Origin of the sequence: Vibrio furnissii CIP 102972, assembly GCF_000176175.1 — a bacterium.
Classification (GTDB): Bacteria; Pseudomonadota; Gammaproteobacteria; order Enterobacterales; family Vibrionaceae; genus Vibrio; species Vibrio furnissii.
This window is the reverse complement of sequence record NZ_ACZP01000014.1, coordinates 285,658-309,955: the sequence shown is the minus strand read 5'-3', so window position 1 is coordinate 309,955 and position 24,298 is coordinate 285,658. Positions and strand designations below refer to the sequence as shown.

The 24,298-nt window shown below is 52.2% G+C and carries 22 protein-coding genes; 12 read left to right on the top strand and 10 right to left on the bottom strand.

Annotated features, from left to right (window positions below; translation table 11 throughout):
- The first annotated feature begins 130 nt into the window (after positions 1–130).
- The 4 genes from VFA_RS11645 to VFA_RS11630 all read left to right on the top strand — a co-directional run bounded on the left by VFA_RS11645 (position 131) and on the right by VFA_RS11630 (position 5,137).
- A complete protein-coding gene (locus VFA_RS11645; RefSeq protein WP_172475440.1) occupies positions 131–1,264 on the top strand; it encodes a sugar diacid recognition domain-containing protein in 1,134 nt (377 codons plus the stop codon).
- Positions 1,265–1,421: 157 nt separating this feature from the next.
- Complete coding sequence (locus VFA_RS11640) at positions 1,422–2,774, top strand: GntP family permease (RefSeq protein WP_004727026.1); 1,353 nt, start codon at positions 1,422–1,424, stop codon at positions 2,772–2,774.
- 34 nt (positions 2,775–2,808) lie between these two features.
- Positions 2,809–3,957 carry a glycerate kinase gene (locus VFA_RS11635; protein ID WP_004727025.1) on the top strand — a complete coding sequence of 383 codons (1,149 nt, stop codon included), beginning with the start codon at positions 2,809–2,811 and terminating at the stop codon, positions 3,955–3,957.
- Positions 3,958–4,237: 280 nt separating this feature from the next.
- Positions 4,238–5,137: a DUF6279 family lipoprotein gene (locus tag VFA_RS11630; RefSeq protein WP_004727024.1), complete on the top strand. Its 900-nt coding sequence runs from the start codon at positions 4,238–4,240 to the stop codon at positions 5,135–5,137.
- Here VFA_RS11630 and VFA_RS11625 read toward each other — a convergent pair.
- From VFA_RS11625 to VFA_RS11610, 4 genes are all read right to left on the bottom strand, one after another.
- A complete protein-coding gene (locus VFA_RS11625; RefSeq protein WP_232281707.1) occupies positions 5,134–6,528 on the bottom strand; it encodes a basic amino acid/polyamine antiporter in 1,395 nt (464 codons plus the stop codon). The genes VFA_RS11630 and VFA_RS11625 overlap by 4 nt on opposite strands.
- Positions 6,470–7,390, bottom strand: a complete 921-nt coding sequence (locus VFA_RS11620; RefSeq protein WP_038151651.1) for a homocysteine S-methyltransferase family protein — start codon at positions 7,388–7,390, stop codon at positions 6,470–6,472. The genes VFA_RS11625 and VFA_RS11620 overlap by 59 nt, the downstream gene beginning before the upstream one ends.
- 178 nt (positions 7,391–7,568) lie before the next feature.
- Positions 7,569–8,198 carry a DsbA family protein gene (locus tag VFA_RS11615; protein WP_004727021.1) on the bottom strand — a complete coding sequence of 210 codons (630 nt, stop codon included), beginning with the start codon at positions 8,196–8,198 and terminating at the stop codon, positions 7,569–7,571.
- On the bottom strand, positions 8,192–9,052 hold the full coding sequence (locus VFA_RS11610) for an MBL fold metallo-hydrolase (protein WP_004727020.1): 861 nt from the start codon (positions 9,050–9,052) through the stop codon (positions 8,192–8,194). Before VFA_RS11610 ends, VFA_RS11615 begins: the two co-directional genes overlap by 7 nt.
- 108 nt (positions 9,053–9,160) lie before the next feature.
- Here VFA_RS11610 and VFA_RS11605 point away from each other — a divergent pair, with 108 nt between their 5' ends.
- The 3 genes from VFA_RS11605 to VFA_RS11595 all read left to right on the top strand — a co-directional run bounded on the left by VFA_RS11605 (position 9,161) and on the right by VFA_RS11595 (position 12,362).
- Positions 9,161–10,063: a LysR family transcriptional regulator gene (locus VFA_RS11605; protein WP_004727019.1), complete on the top strand. Its 903-nt coding sequence runs from the start codon at positions 9,161–9,163 to the stop codon at positions 10,061–10,063.
- 134 nt (positions 10,064–10,197) lie between these two features.
- The gene (locus tag VFA_RS11600) at positions 10,198–11,937 is read left to right on the top strand and encodes a methyl-accepting chemotaxis protein (RefSeq protein WP_004727018.1); all 1,740 of its coding nucleotides are present in this window, start codon (positions 10,198–10,200) and stop codon (positions 11,935–11,937) included.
- Between the two features lie 182 nt (positions 11,938–12,119).
- Complete coding sequence (locus VFA_RS11595) at positions 12,120–12,362, top strand: hypothetical protein (protein ID WP_004727017.1); 243 nt, start codon at positions 12,120–12,122, stop codon at positions 12,360–12,362.
- 92 nt (positions 12,363–12,454) lie between these two features.
- Here the strand turns inward: VFA_RS11595 and VFA_RS23910 are convergent, their stop codons facing one another.
- The 5 genes from VFA_RS23910 to VFA_RS11575 form a co-directional block, all read right to left on the bottom strand.
- The gene (locus tag VFA_RS23910; protein WP_004727016.1) at positions 12,455–12,592 is read right to left on the bottom strand and encodes a hypothetical protein; all 138 of its coding nucleotides are present in this window, start codon (positions 12,590–12,592) and stop codon (positions 12,455–12,457) included.
- Positions 12,593–12,712: 120 nt separating this feature from the next.
- A complete protein-coding gene (gene gnd, locus VFA_RS11590) occupies positions 12,713–14,161 on the bottom strand; it encodes a decarboxylating NADP(+)-dependent phosphogluconate dehydrogenase (protein WP_004727015.1) in 1,449 nt (482 codons plus the stop codon).
- Positions 14,162–14,175: 14 nt separating this feature from the next.
- Complete coding sequence (gene pgl, locus VFA_RS11585; RefSeq protein WP_004727014.1) at positions 14,176–14,892, bottom strand: 6-phosphogluconolactonase; 717 nt, start codon at positions 14,890–14,892, stop codon at positions 14,176–14,178.
- Positions 14,889–16,391, bottom strand: a complete 1,503-nt coding sequence (zwf, locus tag VFA_RS11580) for a glucose-6-phosphate dehydrogenase (RefSeq protein WP_004727013.1) — start codon at positions 16,389–16,391, stop codon at positions 14,889–14,891. Before zwf ends, pgl begins: the two co-directional genes overlap by 4 nt.
- 292 nt (positions 16,392–16,683) lie before the next feature.
- Positions 16,684–19,560, bottom strand: coding sequence for an HD domain-containing phosphohydrolase (locus VFA_RS11575; RefSeq protein WP_004727012.1), 2,877 nt, complete (start codon positions 19,558–19,560; stop codon positions 16,684–16,686).
- Positions 19,561–19,913: 353 nt separating this feature from the next.
- Here VFA_RS11575 and VFA_RS11570 point away from each other — a divergent pair, with 353 nt between their 5' ends.
- From VFA_RS11570 to VFA_RS11550, 5 genes are all read left to right on the top strand, one after another.
- The gene (locus VFA_RS11570; protein WP_004727010.1) at positions 19,914–20,363 is read left to right on the top strand and encodes an SRPBCC family protein; all 450 of its coding nucleotides are present in this window, start codon (positions 19,914–19,916) and stop codon (positions 20,361–20,363) included.
- 215 nt (positions 20,364–20,578) lie between these two features.
- Complete coding sequence (locus VFA_RS11565) at positions 20,579–21,334, top strand: phosphatase (protein ID WP_004727009.1); 756 nt, start codon at positions 20,579–20,581, stop codon at positions 21,332–21,334.
- 115 nt (positions 21,335–21,449) lie between these two features.
- Positions 21,450–21,836 carry a cytochrome b562 gene (locus tag VFA_RS11560; RefSeq protein WP_004727008.1) on the top strand — a complete coding sequence of 129 codons (387 nt, stop codon included), beginning with the start codon at positions 21,450–21,452 and terminating at the stop codon, positions 21,834–21,836.
- Positions 21,837–21,942: 106 nt separating this feature from the next.
- On the top strand, positions 21,943–22,299 hold the full coding sequence (locus VFA_RS23905; RefSeq protein WP_038151647.1) for a hypothetical protein: 357 nt from the start codon (positions 21,943–21,945) through the stop codon (positions 22,297–22,299).
- Positions 22,300–22,406: 107 nt separating this feature from the next.
- Entirely contained in the window at positions 22,407–23,852 is a 1,446-nt protein-coding gene (locus VFA_RS11550; protein WP_004727007.1) for a PepSY-associated TM helix domain-containing protein, read from the top strand.
- A gap of 59 nt (positions 23,853–23,911) precedes the next feature.
- Here VFA_RS11550 and gloA2 read toward each other — a convergent pair whose 3' ends face one another.
- Complete coding sequence (gene gloA2 / locus VFA_RS11545) at positions 23,912–24,295, bottom strand: SMU1112c/YaeR family gloxylase I-like metalloprotein (protein ID WP_004727006.1); 384 nt, start codon at positions 24,293–24,295, stop codon at positions 23,912–23,914.
- Positions 24,296–24,298 lie beyond the last annotated feature (3 nt).

The following is a 24,298-nucleotide window of genomic DNA, read 5'->3' as shown; positions in this document are numbered from 1 at the left end:
AGCAACGGGCGATCGGCGTGACGACCGAATCGGTGTTGTGCGTACTCACAAAAACAGCGATTGAAAAAGACGTTCATACGATTAACGTATATAAGCTCATCGGTGACCCATTTGATCATTAGGACAGAACATCATGTTAGATGCAAACTTGGCGCAGCAGATCGTTGATCGCACCATGTCGATCATTGGCTACAACATCAACGTCATGAATCACGCGGGCATCATCATCGGCAGCGGTGACCGCGACCGCCTTGGCCATGTGCATGATGGCGCCATTCTGGCGCTCAAGCATGGGGATTCCATCGAACTCAATTCCCACAGTTGTCAGTCGTTGAAAGGGGTGAAGCCGGGCATCAACATGCTGCTGAAACAGGGCGCGCAGGTCGTGGGCGTAGTCGGTGTGACGGGGGAGCCGGATGAAATTCGTGAGTTTGCCAATTTGGTCAAAATGAGTGCAGAGATGATCATCGACCAAGCGGAACTGGTTGAGCAGTTACAATGGGATCGCCGCCACCGTGAAGAGTTCATCACCGCTTGGATCAACGACCAATTGAATCAAGATGAGCTGACGGCGTGGGCGACGCGTTTGTCGCTGGATGTCACCCAACCGCGCGTGGCGGTGGTGATTGAATTTCGCCAGCAAACCGCTGCAAAGCATGTCGACAGCGTGCGTCAGGTGGTTGACTTGCTCGAGCATCCGGAGCGCGACAATTTGGTCGCGGTGGTGTCGATGAACGAAATTGTGGTGCTCAAACCGGTCAAACATCCCGAGCACTGGACCAGCGATGATGAGAGCTTGCGCATCGATAAATTGATCGCTCGCCTCAGGGAGCACCAGATCGACGGCTACGATATCGCGCTGGGGCAGATGTTCCTTGACCCCAATGCGCTGCATCTTTCTTACCAGAGCGCCAAACAGGTGCTGCGGCTGGGCAAAGAAAAACACCCCAAGCAACACAAGCATCTGTTTGAGACGTTGCGGCTGCCAGTGCTGATGTCGCCGCTACGCGACTATTGGCAGGGCGAGCAGTTGTGCGAGTCGGTGGACAAACTCAAACAGCGGGATCGTTCCGGTCAATTGATGAAAACGCTGCACACCTTGTTTGTCTGTGGCGGTAATTTGTCTGAGTGCGCCAACGTGCTCTATATCCATCGCAATACGCTGCGGTATCGGTTGGATAAGATCACCGACATCACCGGAATCTCGACCCAAAGTTTCGTGGGGCTGGTGGAACTATATATTGCGTGTCAGATCTCAGAATGAGGCGCAATTTGTGCGCATGCACAAAATGTTACAATGATTCACCCTGTTTATTTGGCGACTTGCCTAAAGGAATCGGGGCGCAGAGTTCGGATAATAGACTCACCCTACACAGGCCCGTTTTGAGGCCTGAACCTGATAAAAATGACATGGAGTTATTATGAGTCTTATCCTGATTCTGCTGGCAGTGATCGCGTTTATCGTGCTCGCGACCACCAAGTTTAAGTTACACCCCTTTTTAGCACTGATCGTCGCGGCATTTCTCGCGGCGTTTGCCTATGGACTGCCGGCAGAGAGCATTGCGAAAACCATCGCTTCTGGCTTTGGTGGCATTCTGGGCTACATTGGTCTGGTGATCGTGCTTGGCACCATCATCGGCGTGATTTTAGAGAAAAGCGGCGCGGCCATCACCATGGCGGACACCGTGATTAAACTGCTCGGCGAGCGTTTCCCCACCTTGACCATGAGCATCATCGGTTACATCGTCTCGATTCCGGTGTTCTGTGATTCTGGGTTTGTGATCCTTAACTCGCTTAAAGAGTCGCTCGCCAAACGCCTGCGCACGTCTAGCGTCGCCATGAGTGTAGCGTTGGCGACGGGCCTTTACGCCACGCATACTTTTGTACCACCGACGCCGGGGCCGATTGCGGCCGCAGGCAACCTCGGGCTGGAGTCCAACCTGGGCTTGGTGATCGCGGTGGGCGTGTTTGTCGCAGCCGTAGCGGCGATTGCCGGCATGCTGTGGGCGAACCGTTTCAAATCCGTAGAGCCGGATGGTCTCGATCATGAAGAACACCTGAAACAAGACTGGAAAGCGCTGAAAGCGTCGTATGGCAAGCTGCCAAGCGCCACTCAGGCATTTGCACCGATTTTCGTGCCGATTCTGCTGATTTGTTTGGGCTCGGTGGCGAAATTCCCAAGCCATCCGCTGGGTGAAGGCGTACTCTTTGAGCTGCTGAGCTTTTTGGGTCAGCCACTGACGGCACTGCTGATTGGTCTATTCTTGTCGGTTAGCCTGCTTAAATCCGACAACAAAGTGGCGGAATTTGGTGAACGCATCAGCCAAGGCATTACAGCCGCAGCGCCGATTTTGCTCATCACTGGTGCAGGCGGCGCGTTTGGCGCGGTATTGAAAGCGACGCCACTGGGCGACTACCTTGGCACCACGTTATCGGCTCTGGGTGTGGGCATCTTCATGCCATTTATCGTCGCGGCGGCATTGAAATCGGCGCAGGGTTCTTCGACGGTGGCACTGGTAACCACGTCGGCTTTGGTGGCGCCTATGCTAAGCCAATTGGGGCTAGATTCCGAAATGGGCCGCGTGCTCACCGTGATGGCAATTGGCGCGGGTGCGATGACGGTATCGCACGCCAACGACAGTTTCTTCTGGGTGGTGTCGCAATTTAGCCGCATGAGTGTCGGCCTTGCGTACCGCGCGCAGACCATGGCAACGTTGGTGCAGGGCGTGACAGCAATGATCGTCGTCTATCTATTGAGCTTGATCCTGTTGTAATTCGTCTTGTTGTCATTTAATTGAGGAGAGTGATATGAAAGTGGTTATCGCCCCAGATTCGTTTAAAGAAAGTTTAACGGCGAAACAGGTCAGTGACGCCATCCATGCCGGGCTCGCGCGAGTGTGGCAGGACGCTGAATTTGTCTCCGTGCCCGTGGCGGATGGCGGTGAAGGTACGGTTCAGTCGTTGGTGGATGCCACCGAAGGTCACTTGGTGCATCTCGCCGTCAAAGGGCCGCAAAACAAGCCCGTTGATGCTTTCTATGGCATGTTGGGCGATGGCCAGACCGCAGTGATTGAAATGGCGGCAGCAAGCGGGTTACACCATGTGCCGCTTGCGCAGCGTGACCCGAAACTGACCACCAGTTTTGGCACGGGTGAGCTGATTCGTCATGCGCTGGATCACGGCGTGAAACGTTTAATCATCGGCTTGGGCGGCAGTGCAACCAACGACGCCGGAGTTGGCATGTTGGCCGCATTGGGGGGGCGCTTTCTCAAACGGGATGGCGATAGCATTGCGCTGACCGGTGGCGGCCTGACGGAACTGGCGCAGATTGATCTCAAAGCGCTCGACCCAAGGCTAAGCCAGTGTGAAATTCTGGTCGCCAGCGATGTGAACAATCCGCTGTGTGGCCCGAAAGGCGCATCGGCCATCTTTGGCCCGCAAAAAGGGGCCACCGCGACGGATGTTGCATTGTTGGATGATGCGCTCAAGAACTTTGGTGTCCTCACCCAACACGCGACCGGTAAAAGCGTCATCGATGCGGCGGGCGCGGGCGCGGCAGGCGGTATGGGCGCGGCGCTATTGGGCTATACGCAAGCGGTGCTCAAGCCGGGTATCGACATCGTGCTCGAAACGGTCAAATTGGCTGAGTTGGTTGAGGGTGCGGATCTGGTGATCACCGGCGAAGGGCGCATTGATAGCCAAACGGTTCATGGCAAAACCCCGATGGGCGTGGCGCAAGTGGCCAAGCGGTTTGATATTCCGGTGATTGCACTGTCAGGCTGCACGGGTGACAACTACCAAGCCGTGTATGAGTGCGGCATCGACGCCGTGTTTGCCGCGGTACCACGGGCCATGACGCTAGATGATGCGCTCAAAGAGTCCGACTTCAACCTCGCTGATTTGGCCGAAAACGTCGCCCGATTGTGGCATATCGCCCGTCCGCCACGCGCTCATTGACACCATCGTTAGGCGCGGTTGATCCGGCCTCAACGGCACAACACTCACCCTGTTGTGCCGTTTTATTTTGGGGTAATTGTGGAATTATTTTCCATACTGTCATTCTTTTTTAGGTCTTTTTGGTGTTTAAGGAATAAGTAATGATCGGCTTTCTTACATCACCTAAGTTCATCGCTGCCGGGTGTGGCATGAACACAGAGAACTCATCAGCGTGTGCGAAAGTCGCATCATGTGATTTCAGTGACTATGGTTACTCACAAAGCAACAGGGATAAAACGGCATGGCGAAATGGACAACGCTTCTGCTCAGCACAATGCTGCTGGTGGGATGCGGCACTAAATTTGTGTATCACAACATCGACTGGTTCGTGATCGACTATCTGGAAGATTACGTCGATCTGACCGACGCGCAGGAAGATCGGCTCAGCGATCGCATTATGCTGCTTAGTCAGTGGCATCAAAGCGCGGAGTTACCGGCCTACATTGACCAGTTGGATCAGTGGTTGGCGTTCGATCCAACACATTTTACCGAGCGCGATCTCCAGCAGCAGCAAGCGTTGATCAATGAGCACTACCAACGCTTGCTGGTGAAGTTTTTGCCCGATGTGTATCAGCTTGCCAATACCCTCAGCGAGGCGCAGGCTGAGGAGTTTTTACAGGGGGTGGCCAAGCGCCATCAGAAATTCGCCGATAAATATCAGGGACTCAGCGAGCCTGAGATCCGCAACCGTTACGTCGAACGTCTCTCCGAGCGGATGGCGCAGTGGTTGGGCGATTTAACGCCAGTGCAGCAAACATTGGTGACCCAGTGGGCGAATGAGGTGCAGGTGACGCCCCACGACTGGATGGCGTTTCAAACCCGTTTGCGCCATGAACTCCGCCTGCTGCTTGATGAACGCCATGATGAAGCACGATTTACCGCGCATCTGCAAACCTTGTTGTTTGAGCCAGAGCAGTATTACAGCCCGGTGCTGAAAGCCAAGCAGGCGTATAACGATGGCGTCGGGAATGCGTATGTGGTGAGGATTGTGCGTTTGGCAACACCCAAGCAAGTGCGCTATTTTCGCAATGAAGTGCAGGGTTGGAAGCAGTTGGCGCAGGAGCTAAATGCCGATGCCAAGAGCAGTGCGCGTCTGCCCTTTACCAAGCAAAGGGCAGAGCAAACGAAAGAACAGGGTTAAGGTTGCAGCGCCAGTTGGCGATGCTTACGACGGCTGTAGAAAAACACCATCAACCCTGGAATGTAGAGCAGGGTCGAGAGTGCCAAACTGTTGAGCCCTGCAGCATAAATCAACCACAATCCATAGACGCTGGCCCCCAAACCAATGGCTTTGATGCGCCAGCGGCAGCGTTGTTCAAACGCCACTTTCACCAGATAAGCACCCACCAAAAAGTACGGCACCAGAATCATCGACGTAGAGACCAACACCAAGGTGTTGTAGCTCTTGCCCGTCCATAAAATCAGCCCCAAACAGAGTTGTACGGTCAGGCTGGTCAGAGTGAGGGATGCAGTCGAGGTGCCTTGCTCATTTTGCTTGGCAAAAAAGCGCGGAAAGGCGCCGTGCTGTGCAGCGGTACAAGGCACTTCGGCGGAGTAGAGAATCCAGCTTAAATACGAAGCCAGCACGGACACAATCAACCCAAGACTAATGAACCATTGACCGAGGCTGCCACTCATGTGCGCCATCAAGCCAGACATCGACGGGTTGCTCAATGCCGCGACCTCACCACGGCTCATCACACCGAGAGAGAGCAATGTAATCGCCACGTACAACACCAGCGCGAAGATTACGCCAAGGTAGGTTGCTTTGCCGATGTCTTCGCGGCGTTTGGCTCGAATCGACAACACGATCGCCCCTTCAATGCCGGTGAAGACCCACAGCGTGATCAGCATGGTGCTTTTCACCTGATCCATAAATGGGGTGTCGAGTGAGCGGCCTGCGCGATCGAGATTGAACGTCGCGGGTTCAAACGCCAGATACGCCAAAATGATAAACGCAATCAGTGGCAGGCTTTTGGCCAGCGTGGCGAGTAGGTTGATGAATGCTGCTTGTTTGACGCCGCGCAGCACCAAATAGTGTACCGACCACAAAATGATGGATTCACCGATGAACGCCGGGAGCGTATTGCCATCGCCAAACCACACCGAGTCGGGGGTGTCCACAAACGCGCCGATGGCGGCAAAGGCCACCACCAAATAGCCAACCACGCCGATGGTGGCGCACAGCCAGTAACCCCACGCGGAGAGAAAGCCCGCCACGTCGCCAAAGCCAGTGCGCGCATAGGTGTAAATACCGCCATCCAGCTCCGGCTTTAGGCGCGAGAGATGAAGAAAACAGCCCGCCAGCAGCAAAATACCCACGCCGGTGATGAGCCAACCCGTGAGAATTGCATCCACGCCTGCCACTTCGGCCATGTTCTGCGGCAGGCTGAAAATGCCTGCGCCCACCATGGAGCTAAACACCAGCGCGGTGAGCGCCGTTAAACCAATTTTTTGTGTGTTCTGCATGCCATCACCCAGCGTGGCTGAAGTGTTGGCTGAGCGTTGCGATGTGCTCTGGGCCAATGCCACAGCAGCCGCCAATCAAGCTCGCCCCTTGTTGTTGCCACTTTTCAGCCCACAGCAAATAAGCGGGCGGGGTGAGATCGGCGCGCAGCTCGTCGAGGCCATCGTTGGCGGTCGCATCTTTCGGTTGAGGAGGAAACGCGTTGGCATACGCGCCCAATTGAATCTGCTGCGCGCCGGTTGTTTTGAGAATGCCAGCCGCGATCGCGAGCGCTTCTTCAATCACCTCGGGTTGGCAGCAGTTAAACAGAATTGCACTGACGTTGAGGGCGATCATAGCGTGAATTGCTTCAGCCACGGTTTCGCCCGAGCGCAGACGCGGCACATCAGTCGGCTCTGCGTCTTCAAGGGTGAACGATACCCACAGCGGTTTGTGTTGTGTATCCTGCGCATCCAACAGCGCTTTCACCGCGACCGATTCCCCAATCAGGCTTTGCGTTTCTGCCAGCCAGAAATCGACGTGCGGCGCTAAGCCGTTGATCAACGGTGTGGCAATCTCCGCAACGCGCGATGCATCAAATAGATCGGCGCGGTAAGAACCAAACAGCGGCGGAATAGAGCCCGCAACGCGCGTTGCTTGGCCTTCCAGCTGAACCGCTTGACGTGCCACATCGCCCGCGCGGTGTGCGAGCAGTTGTGCTTCCTGGTGAAAACGGGCTTCGCCAATATGAAAAGGAACCAGCGCATAACTGTTGGTGGTGATCACGTCGGCGCCACTTTGAATAAACGCACGGTGAACGTCCCGCACGATTTCCGGTGCTTCGATCATTGCCAGTGCGGACCACTCAGGCTGGCGGAACGGCGCGCCACGTTTTTCCAACTCTCGACCCATTCCCCCGTCGAGAACACTGACAGCATGATTTGACATAGTAATACCTCGTTATTTTTATTAGATGTTTAAACGTAAGGACGTTTAGACGTCTATTAAAGTAAAGGTTCGTGTAGTCAGATTCAACAGAAAAAGTGATTGGATTCAAAAAAAGTTCGTTTGGACAGGTGCAATCAAAAGAAAAACGCACCGAGATCGGTGCGTTGTGAGGTGTGGGTTAGGCCTTGGCTGTGATGGATTGCCACAAGGCTTGCCAATCGTCTTGGCGGCCGTAATAGTGGCTGACTGGCACGGATTTGAACTGTCCGTCTTGTTCTAACACCAAGGATGGAAAACCGCCCAGCCCCCATTGTGACATCAGCATTTGCGTGCGCTCGATTTCCGCCATCAACGATGTTTCTGCTGCTTGCATGGCGCGCTGCCAAGACTCGGCGTCGATGCCCATGTCAGTGGCGATGCCATCAAGTACGTTGCGCTCTGCAACCGCAAAGCCGTGAACATAATGTCCTTGCTGAATGCGTTTCAACATCGCAAATGGTGATTGCTCTGCGATATCGGCGGCCAAAATCGCCTGCGCCGTGAGGTACGAATCGAGCATGATGGTTTCACCGCTGCGCACTCTGGCGATGTAGGCGTCACCAAACGGTTGGCGCGTGAGGCCCGCGATGCGTTGGTCTGCTTCCAAAATGTGTTGGCGAAAGTCATCACTCAGGGGGCGGCGTGTCATCATGCCGCGCGGATGCATCACCAAGTTCACGTCGGGATGCGCTGCCAAGGTTTCCATCAATGCGGTGGCGCCGTAACACCAGCCACACATCGGATCAAAAATATAGTGAGCCGTTACCATTGCATCTCTCCTGTATGTACTTTCGCGCCGATTTCCAGTGCCATTGGCAAGCCAGCGGTCGGGTAACCTTGTTGCATGATTTCAATCAGTTGCTGGCTATTTTTGCTGTGCGCTTTCGCATTCGCAAAATCAGCCAGATACTGTTGTGAGAATTTGATCGCGCTGCTGTCGGTTTTGGTGCCCGGCATCATGTGGCCCGGAATGACCATTTTCGGTTTCAGCGCGGCCATGTCAGACAACTGCTGAGTCCATGCCTGACGCTCTGCATCGCTTTGCGCGTCGGCCATCCATAAATGCACGTTCCCGTAGACGGCCACGTTGCCTAGAATCGCCTGATTGGCTGGAATCCACAAGTAAGGGCGATGATTCAGTTCGCCTTTGCTGCCACGGATTTCAATGGTGCGACCATCGATGTTCAGGGTATGACCGTTATACGCCGTCGGCAATACCGGTTTCACCGGTGCGTTGCTGCCCATTTTCGGTGCCCAGAAAGCCAGTTTGCCAGCCAAATTCTCTTCAATCGTGGCTCGCACCGCTGGCGTGGTCAGCACTTTTGCGTTCGGATACAGTTCATGCAGCACTTCCGCGCCAAAGTAGTAATCCGGATCCGCTTGGCTGATAAAGATGGTGGTCAGTGTTTTACCTGAATCGGCCACTTTGGCGGCGATGCGCAGCGCGTCGGCTTTGGTAAAGCCAGTGTCGATCACCATCGCTTCGGTTTCACCGTACACCAGAGTTGAGTTGACATGGAAGCTGTTGCCATCGGCGTTGTAGATATCCAGCGTCAAAGGTTGTGCCGCCATTGTGCCAGCAGACATCAGGAGTGTTGTGCTTAATGCGATTGTGGTTTTCATGTTGTTGTCCTATTCACTTCGTTGAGTTGATGAGCGCAGTGTACGGATTGGACTTGTTCGGATATATAGCGAATAATTAGCATCATTGTTTCTTAAATCGAGCTAATTATGGACAGACTGATTGCGGCCAAAGTGTTTATTGATGTGGCGACAACCAACAGTTTTACCGCCACGGCGGATCGCTTGGAGATGTCACGCCCTATGGTGACGCGTTACATCGATGCGATGGAGAGCTGGCTGAATGTACGATTGCTCAATCGCACCACGCGCAAAGTGTCGTTAACCACTGCGGGTGAAGAGTGCTTGGCGGAAGTGGCACTTTGGGTGGATCAAGCGGAAGGGTTGCAACACCGTTTGCTCAATCGCGATGAGCTGCGAGGCAAAGTTCGGGTGGCAACCAGCATGTCGTTTGGCTTTTCACAATTGATCCCTGCGGTCAATTCGTTTTTGGCTGATCACCCGCAGGTGGAAATCGACATTGATGTACAAGACCGAGCTGCCGACTTGGTAACGGAACGCATAGACTTGGCAATTCGTATCGCAGCCAATCCGGATCCGTCGTTGATTGGTCGTCGCATCGGGCGCTGTGATTCGGTGCTGGTGGCTTCGCCTGATTACCTAGAAAACGCCAGTGACATTCGCACGCCTGCCGATTTAGCGCAGCATCGTTGCTTGGGGTACAAAAACTTTGATCGCCATGTGTGGAATTTGACCCGCGGAAGTGAACAAGCCGCGGTGGAAGTGCACTGCGCCCTGACCGCCAATGAAGCAACCACGTTGCTCAGTGCCGCCGTGTTGGGAATGGGGGTGAGCATGCAACCGACCTATTTGGTGCAGAGCGCGTTGGCGCGCGGCGAGTTGGTGCCGGTGTTAGCGCAATGGCAACCGAGTGTGATGGATATTTATGCACTCTACCCATCGCGCAAACATTTGGCTCCGGCCGTGCGCAGCTTAATTGATCACCTTGTTGACTATTTTAAATACAATCAGTGGCAGAATATTAAACTTTAGTATTTGCATGAAAAACAAAGCTCGCATAGCATGTTGTTTAGATGAATATAAGAAACATTTTCATTACATTTCAGATGCACTGCAATGTGTAGGATACCCATGGACTAAGATCACTTTGATGGATGTAAAGTGTCATGCAAAACTTTTCGTTTAAAAATAAATTAATACTTTTAATAGTCTCGATCATTACCGTCACCATCCTTGTCTCATACCTGAGCGTGAACCACTTTATCAGTGGTTACATTTATCAGTCAGACACCAAAAACATTACCCACAACATCGACTTGGTTGATCACAAGCTCAATAGCGAACTGGGCGCAAAAATTGCCCTCGCGAGCAGCTTGAACTTCAGCATGATGGACATTGTCGATACCAAAGAGAATTCCGGCTTTTACCGCATCATTAAGATTGTGAGCGGATATGCTTTTGATGACACCGGCTCAATGGATGATGCCAAAGCGCAGAAATATATTGGGCTGGCCGAAACACAAGGCATGGAACCGACCATCAGCCCGGTTGAAATCGAAGACGGGCATCCGATGCTGACGATTTCGGTCAAACGCGTGGATGATTCGGTCAACTTTTTTGTGCTCGATTTGAATGAGCTGACAAGTGTGCTGAAGAACTATTCGCTGGAAGGCAGCTACCTTGAATTGACCTCTAGCAACAACGTCACGATCTTTTCTAATAAAAGCGGTACGAACTTGATCCCGATTTCTCGCGAAGTGAAAGTGGGCGATCAAAACTGGACGCTGACCGGGTATATCGATTTGGATAAGATTCAAAGCAACACCAACCGCTTGAACTGGATGATCACCTTGGCATTGTTGGCGAGCGCTGCGATCATCATTCCGCTCAGTGTGCTGATGCTGCATTTTGCATTTAAACCTCTGTTGCGTCTGAAAGATTTGGTGGCCGGTTTGTCACAAGGCAACGGTGATTTGACGCAGCGCTTGGAAGCCACGTCGAAAGACGAAATTGGCCAGATCTCCGCCTCCATCAACCGCTTTATTGAACAGCTGCAAGGCATGTTCATTCAGGTCTCCAGTTCCTCGTCGCAAATTGATGGTGCGGTGAACCAGCTCAGCAGCCAATCGGCGTCTAACGTTCAGATGTTGCAATCGCACACGGTGGAAACCGAGCAAGTGATTGCTGCGATTGAAGAGATGAGCGCCACCGCGGCATCGATTGCGCAAAGTGCCTCCGATGCGGCCAAACTCACCGAACGCACCAATACGTACGCTGATGAATCGAAACACACCGTCAATGATGCTGTGAGCAGTGTCAGTGAGTTGGAATCTGATGTGGCAGAAATGTCGCACACCATTGGTGCGATGAGCGAAGACACCAAACAGATCAGCACCGTGTTGCAAGTGATTGGCGACATTGCAGAGCAAACGAACTTGCTGGCACTCAACGCAGCCATTGAAGCGGCGCGTGCGGGTGAACAGGGCCGTGGCTTTGCGGTGGTGGCTGATGAAGTTCGCGCCTTGGCTGCGCGCACGCAGCAAAGCACAGCGCAGATCAACGATATGCTGTCGAAACTACGTCAAACCAGCGACAACGTAGTGACCAAGATGGAATCGACGCGTCGCAGCTGTGAAGCCACATCGAATAGCACGCACAAGGTGATGACCTCACTCAACACGGTGACCACGTCGGTGGTGGAAATCAACGACCTCAACACGCTGATGGCAACGTCTGCGGAGCAGCAAAGCCAAGTGACCGGGGAAATCAGCCGCAATATGGCGGCGATTCAAAACCTGATTGGTCAACTCAATCACAACGCGTCGGATACCGATGTGATCAGCCGTGAATTGGGAGACACGTCGAACGGCCTATCGCACGTTGTCGGGCAGTTTAAAGTACAGTAAATGTGCTGAGCATTTTTCATCATCCTCAATGACAACGAGCGCCCATGGCGCTCGTTTTTTATCCACGGTTTTTAGCGAACGGTGTGTAGCACGTGATTTTCTTGTCAGGGTTCGAGCGGCATATTGAGCCGAAAATGAGAGTCGGGTTCAATGCGTGCGAGTCTGTTTGATAAGGAAGAGAAATGAAACGTATTGGCATGGTTATGGTGCTCACGACGCTGTGTGGCGCTGCGCAAGCAAAGGTCGAACTCATCAATGAGCCGGTGACGCTCTCGGCGGATTGCTTGGAAGTGTCGACCCAAGGCATCACGATTGGGGCGGGTGAGTGTGACGCCAAAAAGCCCAAGGCTGAGCCACCAGAACATCGCAGTTTCAAAGGCAAAAACAATCCGGGCAAAGGACACAAGCCAAAGCACAAAGGATGAAAGCGCGGCGGATGGCCGCTCAGAGTCCATCGCGACGCACTGCACCAAATAAAAAAGCACCCCAAGGGTGCTTTTTTCATGTGTGGGTTTACTTATAAACCGCCTTGTTGTTGTGCTTTTTGCACCATGGCAAGACGCTTCGCTTCTTGCTCAGACAGTGGTTTTTTTTCCTTACCCGCTTCTTGTTCCAAACCCTTTGGAACGAAAACATAGTCAATATTTGAGGTCATTGTTAGTTCTCTAAGTAGGAAATCTGAGCAAAAAATAAAGGATGTTAACGATGTTAACATCCTCCTTGATGCTCTATTGTCAGGCGTAGGCTTGGGGGTGATATGGCCCCAAGTTACGTCTTATACGTCGTAAGTTGTCGACGCAGTATCACCGCCTGTACCGGTCCAGTTGGTGTGGAAGAACTCACCACGTGCACGGTCAGTACGCTCATAGGTGTGCGCGCCGAAGTAGTCACGTTGCGCCTGCAGCAGGTTCGCTGGCAGACGAGCGGTGGTGTAACCATCCAGGAAGGTCAGTGCGGATGTGGTACATGGCATTGGAATACCCGCTTCTAGCGATTTCGCTGCCACTTTACGCCATGCGGCTAGGCTACCTGTCAGGATGCCTTTGAAGTAATCATCAGAGCCTAGGAATACTAGGTCTGGGTTTGCTTCGTATGCATCACGGATGTTGCCCAGGAATGCAGAACGGATGATACAACCACCGCGCCACATCAGCGCAACGTTACCGTAGTTCAGATCCCAGCCGTTTTCGTTTGATGCTTCACGCATCAGCATAAAGCCTTGTGCGTAAGAGATGATTTTTGAAGCCAGCAGCGCTTGACGCAGTGCATCAACCCACACTTGTTTGTCACCTTCAACTGGCGTGATGGTTTTGCCAAACAGTTTTTCGGCTTCAACACGTTGGTCTTTCAGTGCAGACAAGCAGCGCGCAAATACAGATTCAGAGATCAGCGTTAGTGGAATACCCAGATCCAGTGCGTTGATACCTGTCCATTTACCGGTACCTTTTTGGCCTGCCGTGTCGAGAATTTTCTCAACCAGCGCTTCACCGTCTTCATCTTTGTAGCCAAGGATGTCTGCGGTGATTTCTACCAAGTAGCTGTTCAGTTCGGTGGTGTTCCAGTCTGCAAATACGGCTTGCATCTCTTCTGCAGTCATACCCAGGCCATCTTTCATGAACTGGTACGCTTCAGTGATCAGCTGCATGTCGCCGTATTCGATACCGTTGTGAACCATTTTCACGAAGTGACCTGCACCGTCGTTACCTACCCAATCACAGCATGGCTCGCCTGAGTCAGTTTTTGCAGAGATTGCTTGGAAAATCGGTTTCACTGCTGGCCATGCTTCTGGTGCGCCACCAGGCATGATCGATGGTCCGAAACGCGCACCTTCTTCACCGCCGGATACGCCAGTACCGATGAAGTGAATGCCTTTTTCGCGCAGCGCAGCAACGCGGCGGTTGGTATCTGGGTAGTTGGTGTTACCACCGTCGATGATGATGTCGCCTTTGTCTAGCAGAGGAACCAGTTGATCGATGAACGCATCAACCACGGCACCAGCACGCACCATTAGCATCACTTTACGTGGTGTTTCAAGTTTGTCGACCAGCTCTTGCAGCGTGTAAGCGCCAACGATGTTGGTGCCTTTGGCAGGGCCTTCCAAGAATTCGTCAACTTTGGCCGCAGTACGGTTGTGCGCAACCACTTTAAAGCCGTGGTCGTTCATGTTCAGGATTAGGTTTTGGCCCATTACTGCCAAGCCAATTACACCGATATCACCTTTCATTTTATTTCTCTCCTTCACGCAATCTTCGTTGCTGCGTCTAAATCTAAATACCACTCCGTTTCACCAGTCGTGGACTGGATTTTTGCTGCCGGGTAAGGCAGATCTTCGGCTGGAGTTGTGTGAATTTCATAAACGATCTCGGCTTTACCAGCGCCAAGAACGAGATAACTGATACGTTTTGCTGCTTCCAGCACTTTCGCCGTTTTTGACACGCGAAGCTGGCCGGATTCCGGATGCGTTGCAACCAGCGACAGATGTTCATCGTCGTAGTTGGTTTTGCCCGGAAATAGCGATGCGGTATGGCCATCGGCGCCAACACCCAACAGAATCCAATCAAACACGGGTGTGCCGTTTTCTGATGGAATGATGTCTGCCATTTCTTGCGCGAAGCGCTGCGCTTCAGCTTGTGGCTCGTTTTCACCCAGAATGCGGTGAATGTTGGCTGCAGGCAAGTCGATGTGGCTAAACAGCAGCGCGTTGGCTTCACCGTAGTTGCTCTCGGCATCGTCTGGTGCAACGCAGCGTTCATCGCCCCACCAGAAGTGCAGATTGTGCCACTGAATTGTAGTGGCGTATGCGTCAGAAGCCAGCAGTTTGAACAGCATTTTAGGTGTGCTGCCGCCAGACAGTGAGATGTGCACAGGGCGACCGAGCTCGCTGTACGCTTTCATGTCATTCGCTAAGGATTCAACCACCGCATCGGCAGTTGGAAAAATCTTATGATTGATCATAGTTCGCAGTAGTCCGTGTTCGTCAGGTTTTTACATGGGTAACGCCAGTCGCGGCCGTCGTTGGTCAACAGCTCGTCAGACTCTTTTGGCCCCCACGTACCACACGCATAACCATACAGGGATTGCGGGTCTTGTTTGAAGTCCAAAATTGGCTGAACAAACTTCCAACACGCTTCCACCGCATCGGTACGGGCAAACAGAGTCGCATCACCGTTCAGCGCGTCCAGCAGCAAACGCTCGTAAGCGGTCAGCATCGTGGTCTCTTCAAGCGATGTGTAGTGGAAGTTCATCGATACTTCTTTCGCCTTGAAGCCTGCGCCTGGCTCTTTCAAACCAAAGCTCATCAGGATGCCTTCGTCCGGCTGAATACGAATAATCAGTTTGTTTTCCGGTGCGTTTTGACCAAAGACTGGGTGCGGTGTGCGTTTGAAGTGAATAACCACTTCGGTCACGCGTGTTGGCAGGCGTTTACCCGAGCGCACGTAGAATGGCACGCCATTCCAACGCCAGTTGTTGATGAACATTTTCAGCGCCACATACGTTTCGGTACGTGAATCTTCTGCAACGCCATGTTCATTTCGGTAACCCGGTAGAAACTGACCGCGCACTTCCGATTCGGTGTACTGGCCCAGCACCAAGTTCTTGCGCAGATCCTCGTCTGACAAAGGTTGCAGGCTTTGCAGCACTTTGTTGACTTCGTTACGAATCGAGTTGGCGTTGATCGCCGCTGGGGGTTCCATACCGACCATGGCCAAGACTTGCAGCAGGTGGTTTTGGAACATGTCGCGTACGGCGCCTGATCCATCGTAGTAACCGCCACGTTCTTCCACACCAAGGAATTCCGCGCCTGTGATTTCAACGTAGTCGATGAAGTTGCGGTTCCACAGAGGTTCAAACATGCCGTTGGCAAAGCGGAATACCAGCAGGTTTTGGACCGTTTCTTTACCCAAGTAGTGGTCGATACGGTAGATCTGGTGCTCTTTGAAATGGTTGTGGATTTCGATATCCAGCTCTTGCGCCGACTTCAGATCGTAACCAAATGGTTTTTCGATGATCAGACGTTTCCAGCCGTTTTTCTCTTCGTTCAATCCGTGAGCGGCAAGACACCCAGGAATCACGCCGTAAAGGCTTGGTGGGGTCGCAAGGTAGAAAAGTGTATTGCGTTCCGTTTGATCGTACTTGTCAGCAAGTTGATCAAGGCGAGTGGTGAGTTTCGCGTAATCATCCACATCGGATGTATTGATTGCTTGATAGTGAAGATGTTCACAGAAGGCTTCAAGAATCTCAGGTTCTGTCTTCTCCAGTTCCTTGAGTGAGCGCTTTAACTTCTCGCGGTATGACTCATCGCTGTATTCAGTTCGGCTTACGCCCAAAATAGCAAAGGATTCTGGCAGTTGTTTGCTCGCATACAAGTGATACAGAGCAGGAATCAACTTGCGGTACGTCAAGTCTCCCGAAGCACCAAAAATCACGATGCTGCTGTTTTCAGGTATTACCATCATCTTTCCCTTAAAAACGAGGTAGTTAGCATGCGCCAACCCTAGCAGCGCAATACACAAATAGAAAGAAGGCCGTGCCTATCATTCATATAGACAAAACCGATAGCGAGATCACAAATACAAGTAGATTTGCGATCTCGCCCGGGTGTCTATTGTCTACGACTATTTGACACACATCAACTATTGATAACGCAATCGATTAAATATTGAGTCGTTTTTTAGGTAAGTGGTTCATTTTAAAGGAAGCGGCCGAATTTGGCCGCTTTGATTGCATATAGAGTGATTGCTCTAGTTAGAACTGCGCTTTCATGTAGGCTTTGACGCGCTTGATGTGCTCGGCGATATCGACTTCATTGCGCTGTTCGTCGTCAAGAAAACGCTCGGCATACGCTTGGTGAATACTTTTTTCGAGGAACAGCACGTAGAGTTTGGGATCGATATGTCCGGAGGTCGCCATGCTGGTCATGATGTTGATTGATTCCGACAGGGTTTTGGCTTTTTTGTACGGGCGATCATTGGAGGTGAGCGCTTCAAACACATCAGCAATCGCCATCACGCGCGCTGGAATCGACAGCTCATCTTCATGGAGCCCACGCGGATAGCCTTTGCCATCCATGCGTTCATGGTGACCGCCGGCAATATCCGGCACATTTTTTAGGTGCTCTGGATAGGGCAGGCGTTGCAGCATCACAATGGTCTGCACGATGTGGTCATTGATGATAAAACGCTCTTCTTCGGTCAAGGTGCCACGGCGAATGCTGAGGTTGTATAGTTCACCGCGGTTGTGTTGTAGCGCCCCGGGTTTGAGGATGAACTCTTCCAGCCACGCATCTTGCGGGCGTTTCCCGGCCTCCCAAGGCACGCAATGCACCGCTTTGTCGGCGAGTAAATGTTCCATCACGGGCAGATCGGCTTTTTCGTCGCAGCGTTCGCTTTCCAACCAAGAAATACCGAGTTGGTCATCCAGTGTGCGCTTCCATTGACGCTGGGCAATCTGACTGAGGCGTTCAATGTCTTCATCACTCATGAATTCGCCGCCGATGTTGCAGTTGGCGACAAAGGCAAACTCCTCATCCAAGGTGGCTTGTGTGGCATCCAATTCAGCCTTCAACGCGTTGGCATCGCCGCCGCTCGCGAGCGCTTGCCAGTAGTCGCTTTCTGCCTGCAATTTGAGTAATTCAAAACGCATGCGAATTTCGTGAATGCGGTCGTAAATGGTTTCCAGTTTGGTGGCCTTGTCGACCACATATTCGGGTGTGGTGACTTTGCCGCAATCGTGCATCCATGCGGCCAACATCAGTTCTTCCCACTGTTCGCTGCTCATCTTGAAATGGGGGAAGTAGTGGTTATCTTTGGCGGCGGCTTCGGTGAGCATTTTCGTCAGCTCCGGCACGCGCTGACAGTGGCCGCCTGTGTATGGCGACTTGGTATCGATGGCCGATGCAATCAGGGCAATAAAGGCATTGAGCATGTCTTTTTGCTGTTGCATCTTGTCGATGTTGTCTTTGGCTATTTCCGCAAAGCTCAGCACCTCACGCAGAAACGCGTGTTTGTCGAGTTGGGCTTTGGTGGTGGTGCGTTCATAACCGAGGTTGAGCACCCCGACCAACTGTTTGGCGCGATTGAGCAGCGGGAATAGGTAAATGTCGCTGTTGTAGAGCTGATCTTTATGTTTGCGCAGAATGTTGTCGTCACGTGTGAGGTGAACAATTTCGCCTTTGCGTAGCTCTGCCAGCAGCCACGGCGTGTCTTGCACCAAATCATTGAGATCAATTTTGAACGGAATGATGGCGTGATTGGCCACGGTGGCGAATTGCTGTTTCTCGTTGGAGTAGGTGTAGAGCAAAATGGTTTCTGCACGTGTGACCAAATAACTTTGATGCGTGATGGTTTTGGCTAACACATCAAACTGCTGGTTCGACGCCGTATCGCGCAGCAAGCGCAACAAATCGTGCAGCGTGTGTTCCATCAGTTCGATGGATTGGGTTAAGTCGGCGACCTCTTTGATCACGCTTTTGGGGTAGCGCGTCTTTTTAAAGTCAAAACGCGCGATGTTGTCGGTCTGAATCACCAGATTGGTCAGCGGGCTGGCCAAACGGGTCGCCACCAACCACACCAACACAAAGCAGATGGCCAGCAGCGCAATCGCGACGGCGACTTGTTTGTCGCGCATCGATAACAACGACGCGAGCAGATCGTTTTGCGGCGTCGCTTCGGCTAACAGCAGATGCACGTGATTGTTGAGCGTGACGGGCGTGAGGGTGATTGACCAATCCTCGCCTTCAAAGTCGGTGGTTTCATACAAGGTTTGGCTACTGATGCGATTGGCGACTGAGGCAAAGATGCCAGAGGCCAGCTTGGTTTTGGTGTCCGGTGCGTCGTCGCCGACGGCCATCGCCGTGTTATGTTCCGCGAGCAGGCGGAATTGGTGGTCAAACAGCGCCAGTTTGGTGTTGGCCGAGTAGCCAATGCGCGCAATTTGGTTGGAGAGCGAATCCAGCGTGAAATCGGCAGCGACTACTTTTTTTCCATCGACCGAGCGGCGCGACAGCGTCACCCCATGGGTTTTGAGGAAGTAGAAGAAGTAAGGTTCGGTGAGGCGAATGGCACCGTCATTTTGTGCCGATTGATACCAAGGTCGCTGGCGCGGGTCGTACTCATTGTTGCGCATCTGGCGTTGGTCAATCAGCTCAAATTCTGAGTTGAGGAAGTAGATGTTGTTGGTGCCATCGACTTTCGTTTGGTTGATAAACAACGAGGCTTCTGGTGGTGCTTCAAAGCGTTCGCGCGCTTCAGGCGTTAATAGCGGACGAATCATGGTGAAATCGCCGTCATCGTTGCCAAAGTACAGCGCAACCAAGTCTTCATTGCGCTCAAACACCAGTTTTAACGAGCCGAGCCAGCGCGCTTCGTCATTGGCGTGGCGCTCTTTGTCGATAAAATCGCTGAACGCCATAAAGTCCAATGTGGCCAGAATGGGGGAAGCGCTTTGGCGAAACGCCGCTTCCAGTTTTCGACTATTTTCGTGGCTGATTTCTTTCGCACTGGTGGTCAATAATTGTTGTGAATGTTGGTAGCTGATGGCAATCAGAGCAGCACCGATCAATGTGACTAATATCAGAAATAAGCTGCTGATTTGAATGCTCAGCGGATAGAGGCGCTTCGTCATAAACCATTCCATAGTTAAACGATGGTATAAGTATTGTTCAACTTAGGTAACTTGCAAAAATATCAGCATATTGCGTGCGTTCAATTTTGAGAAAAACCCATATGGGTTCACAGATATCGGGTGCAGCGAATGAAAACCGCTCGGTTTGTTGTCCGCGTCATCTATAACTTTACCCAAGCGACGATTTTTCAATCCATCACATTCATTCATCACACCAATCCGTTAAGCCATCCGTTAAACCAATCCGTTAAACTAAGGGATGTTGAATCGATGGGATGTTGAAGAGACGAGTGCGAAGAATCGGGCAGGAAAACCCAAGGTGATCGAAACACGGAATCAGTGAGGCAAACGGCATGTTAACGTTGAATTACCAGATTGAAATTCAGTCCGACCCAAACCAAGTGTGGCAGATGTTGACGGAGCTGGAGCTCTACACGCAATGGGCGACTGCGTTTTCGCCGCAATCGCGTTTTAGCGGTGAATGGCGCGAAGGCGCTGACATGAAATTTTTTGACCCACAACTCGGCGGTACGCGTGCGGTGCTGGATACGGTTGAACCGGGTCAGTCGCTGGCGTATCACCATGTGGCGATCTTCACGCCAGAGCACGTTCAAGACATTGACAGTGACATGGCGCGCAAATGGATTGGGTCGACGGAGTGTTATCACATCATTCCGCAAGCGGGCAGCGTGCTATTGCGCGTCACGGTCACCACGCATGCAGACTTTGTCAGCATGTTTAATGATGGGTGGGAAAAGGCGCTACCGATGATCAAGCTGCTATGTGAACAACGGATGAAGTGAACAACAGACGAAGTGAACAGCAGACGGAATAAACAACAGATGAAGCGAACAGACGGTTTTGCCAGCAGAATCGTTCAATCCTATTCCTTTGATGAATATATTGCCTGGCGGGCATTGAGGCGTTCGCTCGAATTCTGCGCGTGTGCCTTGGTTTATTGGTAACCACCGGAACTGGCTGATAAACTGCTCTCATTATGGAGTCAGGGAATAGCGAAATGAAATTAGCCGTCGATACACACACTCATACCTATGCCAGTGGTCATGCTTACAGCACGTTAATCGAAAATGCCAAAGCCGCTTCCGAACGCGGATTGGCCATGTTCTGCACCACCGATCACGCCGAATCGATGCCCGGTGCGCCGCACTACTGGTTCTTCTCCAACCAACGCATTCTGCCTCGTTTTCTGGAAGGGGTTGCCATCATCCGTGGTGTGGAATCTAACATCATGAACACCAAAGGCGAGGTCGATCTCCATCCTTCCGTGGATCAAAACCTCGATTGGGTGATCGCCAGTTTTCATGAGCCTGTTTTTCGCCCATCAGACAAACGCGATCATACCGAAGCGCTGCTGAACGTGATTCAAAGTGGTCGTGTGGATGCGTTGGGTCACTTAGGCAATCCCCATTTCGACTTTGATTTTGACAGCGTGATTCACTGCGCGGCAGAGCACCATGTCGCCATTGAAATCAACAACAGCACGCTGAAAGGACACAGCCGCGTAGGCAGCGTGGATCGCTGCTACCAAATTGCAGAAGTGGCGAAAGCGGCCGGCGCGTGGATCACCACCGGCAGCGATGCGCATTTCTGCCACGATGTGGGCAACCTGACGTTAGCCAGCGAGCTGCTCGACAAAGTTGGCATCGCCCCCGAGAAAGTGATTACCCATTCCACCAGTCAGTTCCTGCAATTTTTGCAAACGCGCGGCCGTCAACCGATCGACGAGTTCCAAGCGTTGCATGCACAGCGTTAATCGCAAGCCCGGTGATTCATACCCGATGCTTTAGCATTTGAAACAATTTCGCGCTGAACATCACCAGAGGGATGGCGTAGACTGTCCCCAAACCTAAAAAAGGAAGAGAAAAACAATGAAAAAAGCAATGATTTTGGCGGCTGGCTTGCTCATGGCCACACAGGCGTTCGCGGCGGATTCGGATCTCAAGCAGATCATGAAACAGATGAAAACCGCGTTTAAGCATGCCGCTGAAGCGCAAACCAGTGAAGCGATGCAAGCGCCGATCGCAGAACTGACGCAATTGGTCGCACAGGCCAAGCAGGGCGAGTATCCACCTGAGAAGCAGGATGTGTATTTGGAAGGCTTCAACAAGCTGAGCGTGACGCTAGATAAGATTGAAAACGAGCTGGATAATGGTGAGTTTGACGCCGCCAAAACCAGCCTGCAAGAGGTGGATGGTTTGCGCGAAGAGTACCACGACAAGCGCAATCCCAGTATCTGGCAACGTCTGTTTGGTTAATGGATATCCTTAGAAATTCGCAGGTTTTGTTAAATTTCTGAGTATTAGCACTGTTATTTTATTGATGAGCCGATATAGTGGCGGACCATTTGATTTGAGAATCGATATGATCCGCCACCGGCCATTTCACCGCATGATGTTACGTGCCAGTATCCTGAGTTGGATATTGGTGACACTCATGCCTGTGATTAATGCGCACGGCAGTCACGCGGGCGTTTGGGCAACCCTCTGTACCATCAACGGTTTTGAACTGGTGAAGGTGGACGATGGCAAGCCGCAAACGCAACACGGTAAACCATGTCCGTTTGCCCATTTCTCGAATTTTCATACTGACAAGCTTCCAACAACACGACCCAACACCACACAGAGCGCTGTCATTTCAGACCGCTACACTTTTTTGGCTCTAAGTGTACGATTTGAACGGCAGGTGCCTCGCGGCCCGCCCCAGTCCGCTGCCTCGTAAAAATCATTCTCATAATACTTATAAATAAATCAGTAAAGTCACACGTATGGCGCCCTTTCAATCTAGTATTGAAGAGGGTGTTTTGCGTTTATTCAAAAGGAAAACTCATGTTGAGCAACGCTTCAAAGCCTCAACCCGATTCTGCGTCGCGCGGAAAATCGCTCTATTTTCTCACTTGGCGCTGGCACTTTTATGCTGGCCTGTTCGTCGTCCCATTTATGTTGATTCTTTCTCTGACGGGCTTGGTGATGTTGTTTGATGATGAAATCGAACAAGCGCGTTATAGCGAACTGTTGCACGTTATTCCGCAGCATCACAGTGTGGCGGTGTCTCGCCAGTTGATGGCGGTGCAAAACGCATTTCCCGATGCGGTGGTCACCCAGTTCTTGCCGTCGACATCTGCAGACATCGCCAATAAATTCTCCGTGCAAATGGCTGACGGTGTCGAACGATTTGTGACCGTCAATCCATATTCAGGCCACGTACTGGGAACCATCGATCGTTCTGAAAGCTGGTATCAACTGGCGAACTCGATTCACGCCACGTTGCTGATTGGCGATACTGGCGATTATCTGTTAGAAATCGCAGCCAGCCTGGGCATTTTGCTGTTGGTGAGCGGTTTGTACCTGTGGTGGCCACGGGATAACGCGAGCAAGGCCGGGTTTCTGAAAATTCGTTTTGGCAGTGGTACACGCATCGTGATGCGGGACCTACACGCCAATTTGGGTGGCGTGCTGTCAATTGTGTTGTTGTTCTTCTTGATTTCGGGGCTTTCGTGGACCGGTTTGTGGGGAAAAACGCTGGTGCAGGCATGGAACACGTTTCCAACCTATTACACGTGGGGGCAAAAACCGACCTCAACACTGGTGACACACGCCAGTTTGAATCACGGCTCAGAAGAAGAGATGCCTTGGAACCTGGAACACACGCCGATGCCGCAATCGGCTGAACCTGAAGCGGCGCATGACCACTCCAAAATGGGCATGGAGGCGGCGCACATGATGGCTTCGAATGCGGTCAACATCGACACCATCATCACCAAAGCTACAACGTTAGGGTTTGCGCATTACCGCGTTTACTTCCCTAAGAATGAAACCGGCGTGTACACCGTGGCGGCGAACACCATGGCGGGCGACATTACCGATCCGCGCAACGATCGCACGTCGCATTTTGATCAATACTCCGGCGAACTGCTGATGGATGTCACCTGGCAAGATTACACGCCGCTTGCCAAAGCGATGGCGGCGGGAGTGTCACTTCATCAGGGCGATCTCAGTGCATTGAATAAATACCTGAACGTCGCATTTTGTGTCGCGTTTGCGTTGATTGCGCTCAGTGGCATCGTGATGTGGTGGATTCGTCGCCCGGTTGGGAAAGGCAAGCTGGGCGTGCCGCCGCGTTTTGCGCAAGCGGGCATCTGGAAAGTGGGGCTGGTGACACTGGTGGTGATTGGTGTGGCGTTTCCGCTGGCGGGCGCAACGATTGTGACCGTACTGCTATGTGATTGGCTGCTCTTCAGCCGAGTTGAAAAGCTACGCAATGCCCTGCAATAAGCCTTGATGCTGTCATGAAATGAAAAAGCCAGAGTTCATCCTCTGGCTTTTTTGTGTCGTTATGCTTGATACAGTTCGAGCGGCAAGCCGTCCGGGTCTTGAAAAAAGGTGTATGCGCGTCCGGTGTACTCATCAATGCGCACGGGTTCGACGTGAATGCCTTGCTCTTCGAGATGCTGTTTAGCCTGCATCACATCGTCTACGGCAAACGCCAGATGGCGCAGGCCTTGTGCTTCTGGGTAACTTGGGCGTTGCGGTGAATCCGGAAACGAAAACAACTCAATTTGCGAGCCGTCGGGCAAGGCTAAATCCAATTTGTAGGAATCACGTGCGGCGCGGTAATTCTCTGCAACAATCTCCAGCCCCAGCACTTCTGTATAGAAAGCTTTTGAGCGAGCATAGTCAGAACAAATAATGGCGGCGTGGTGAATCCGTTTCAGCATGGA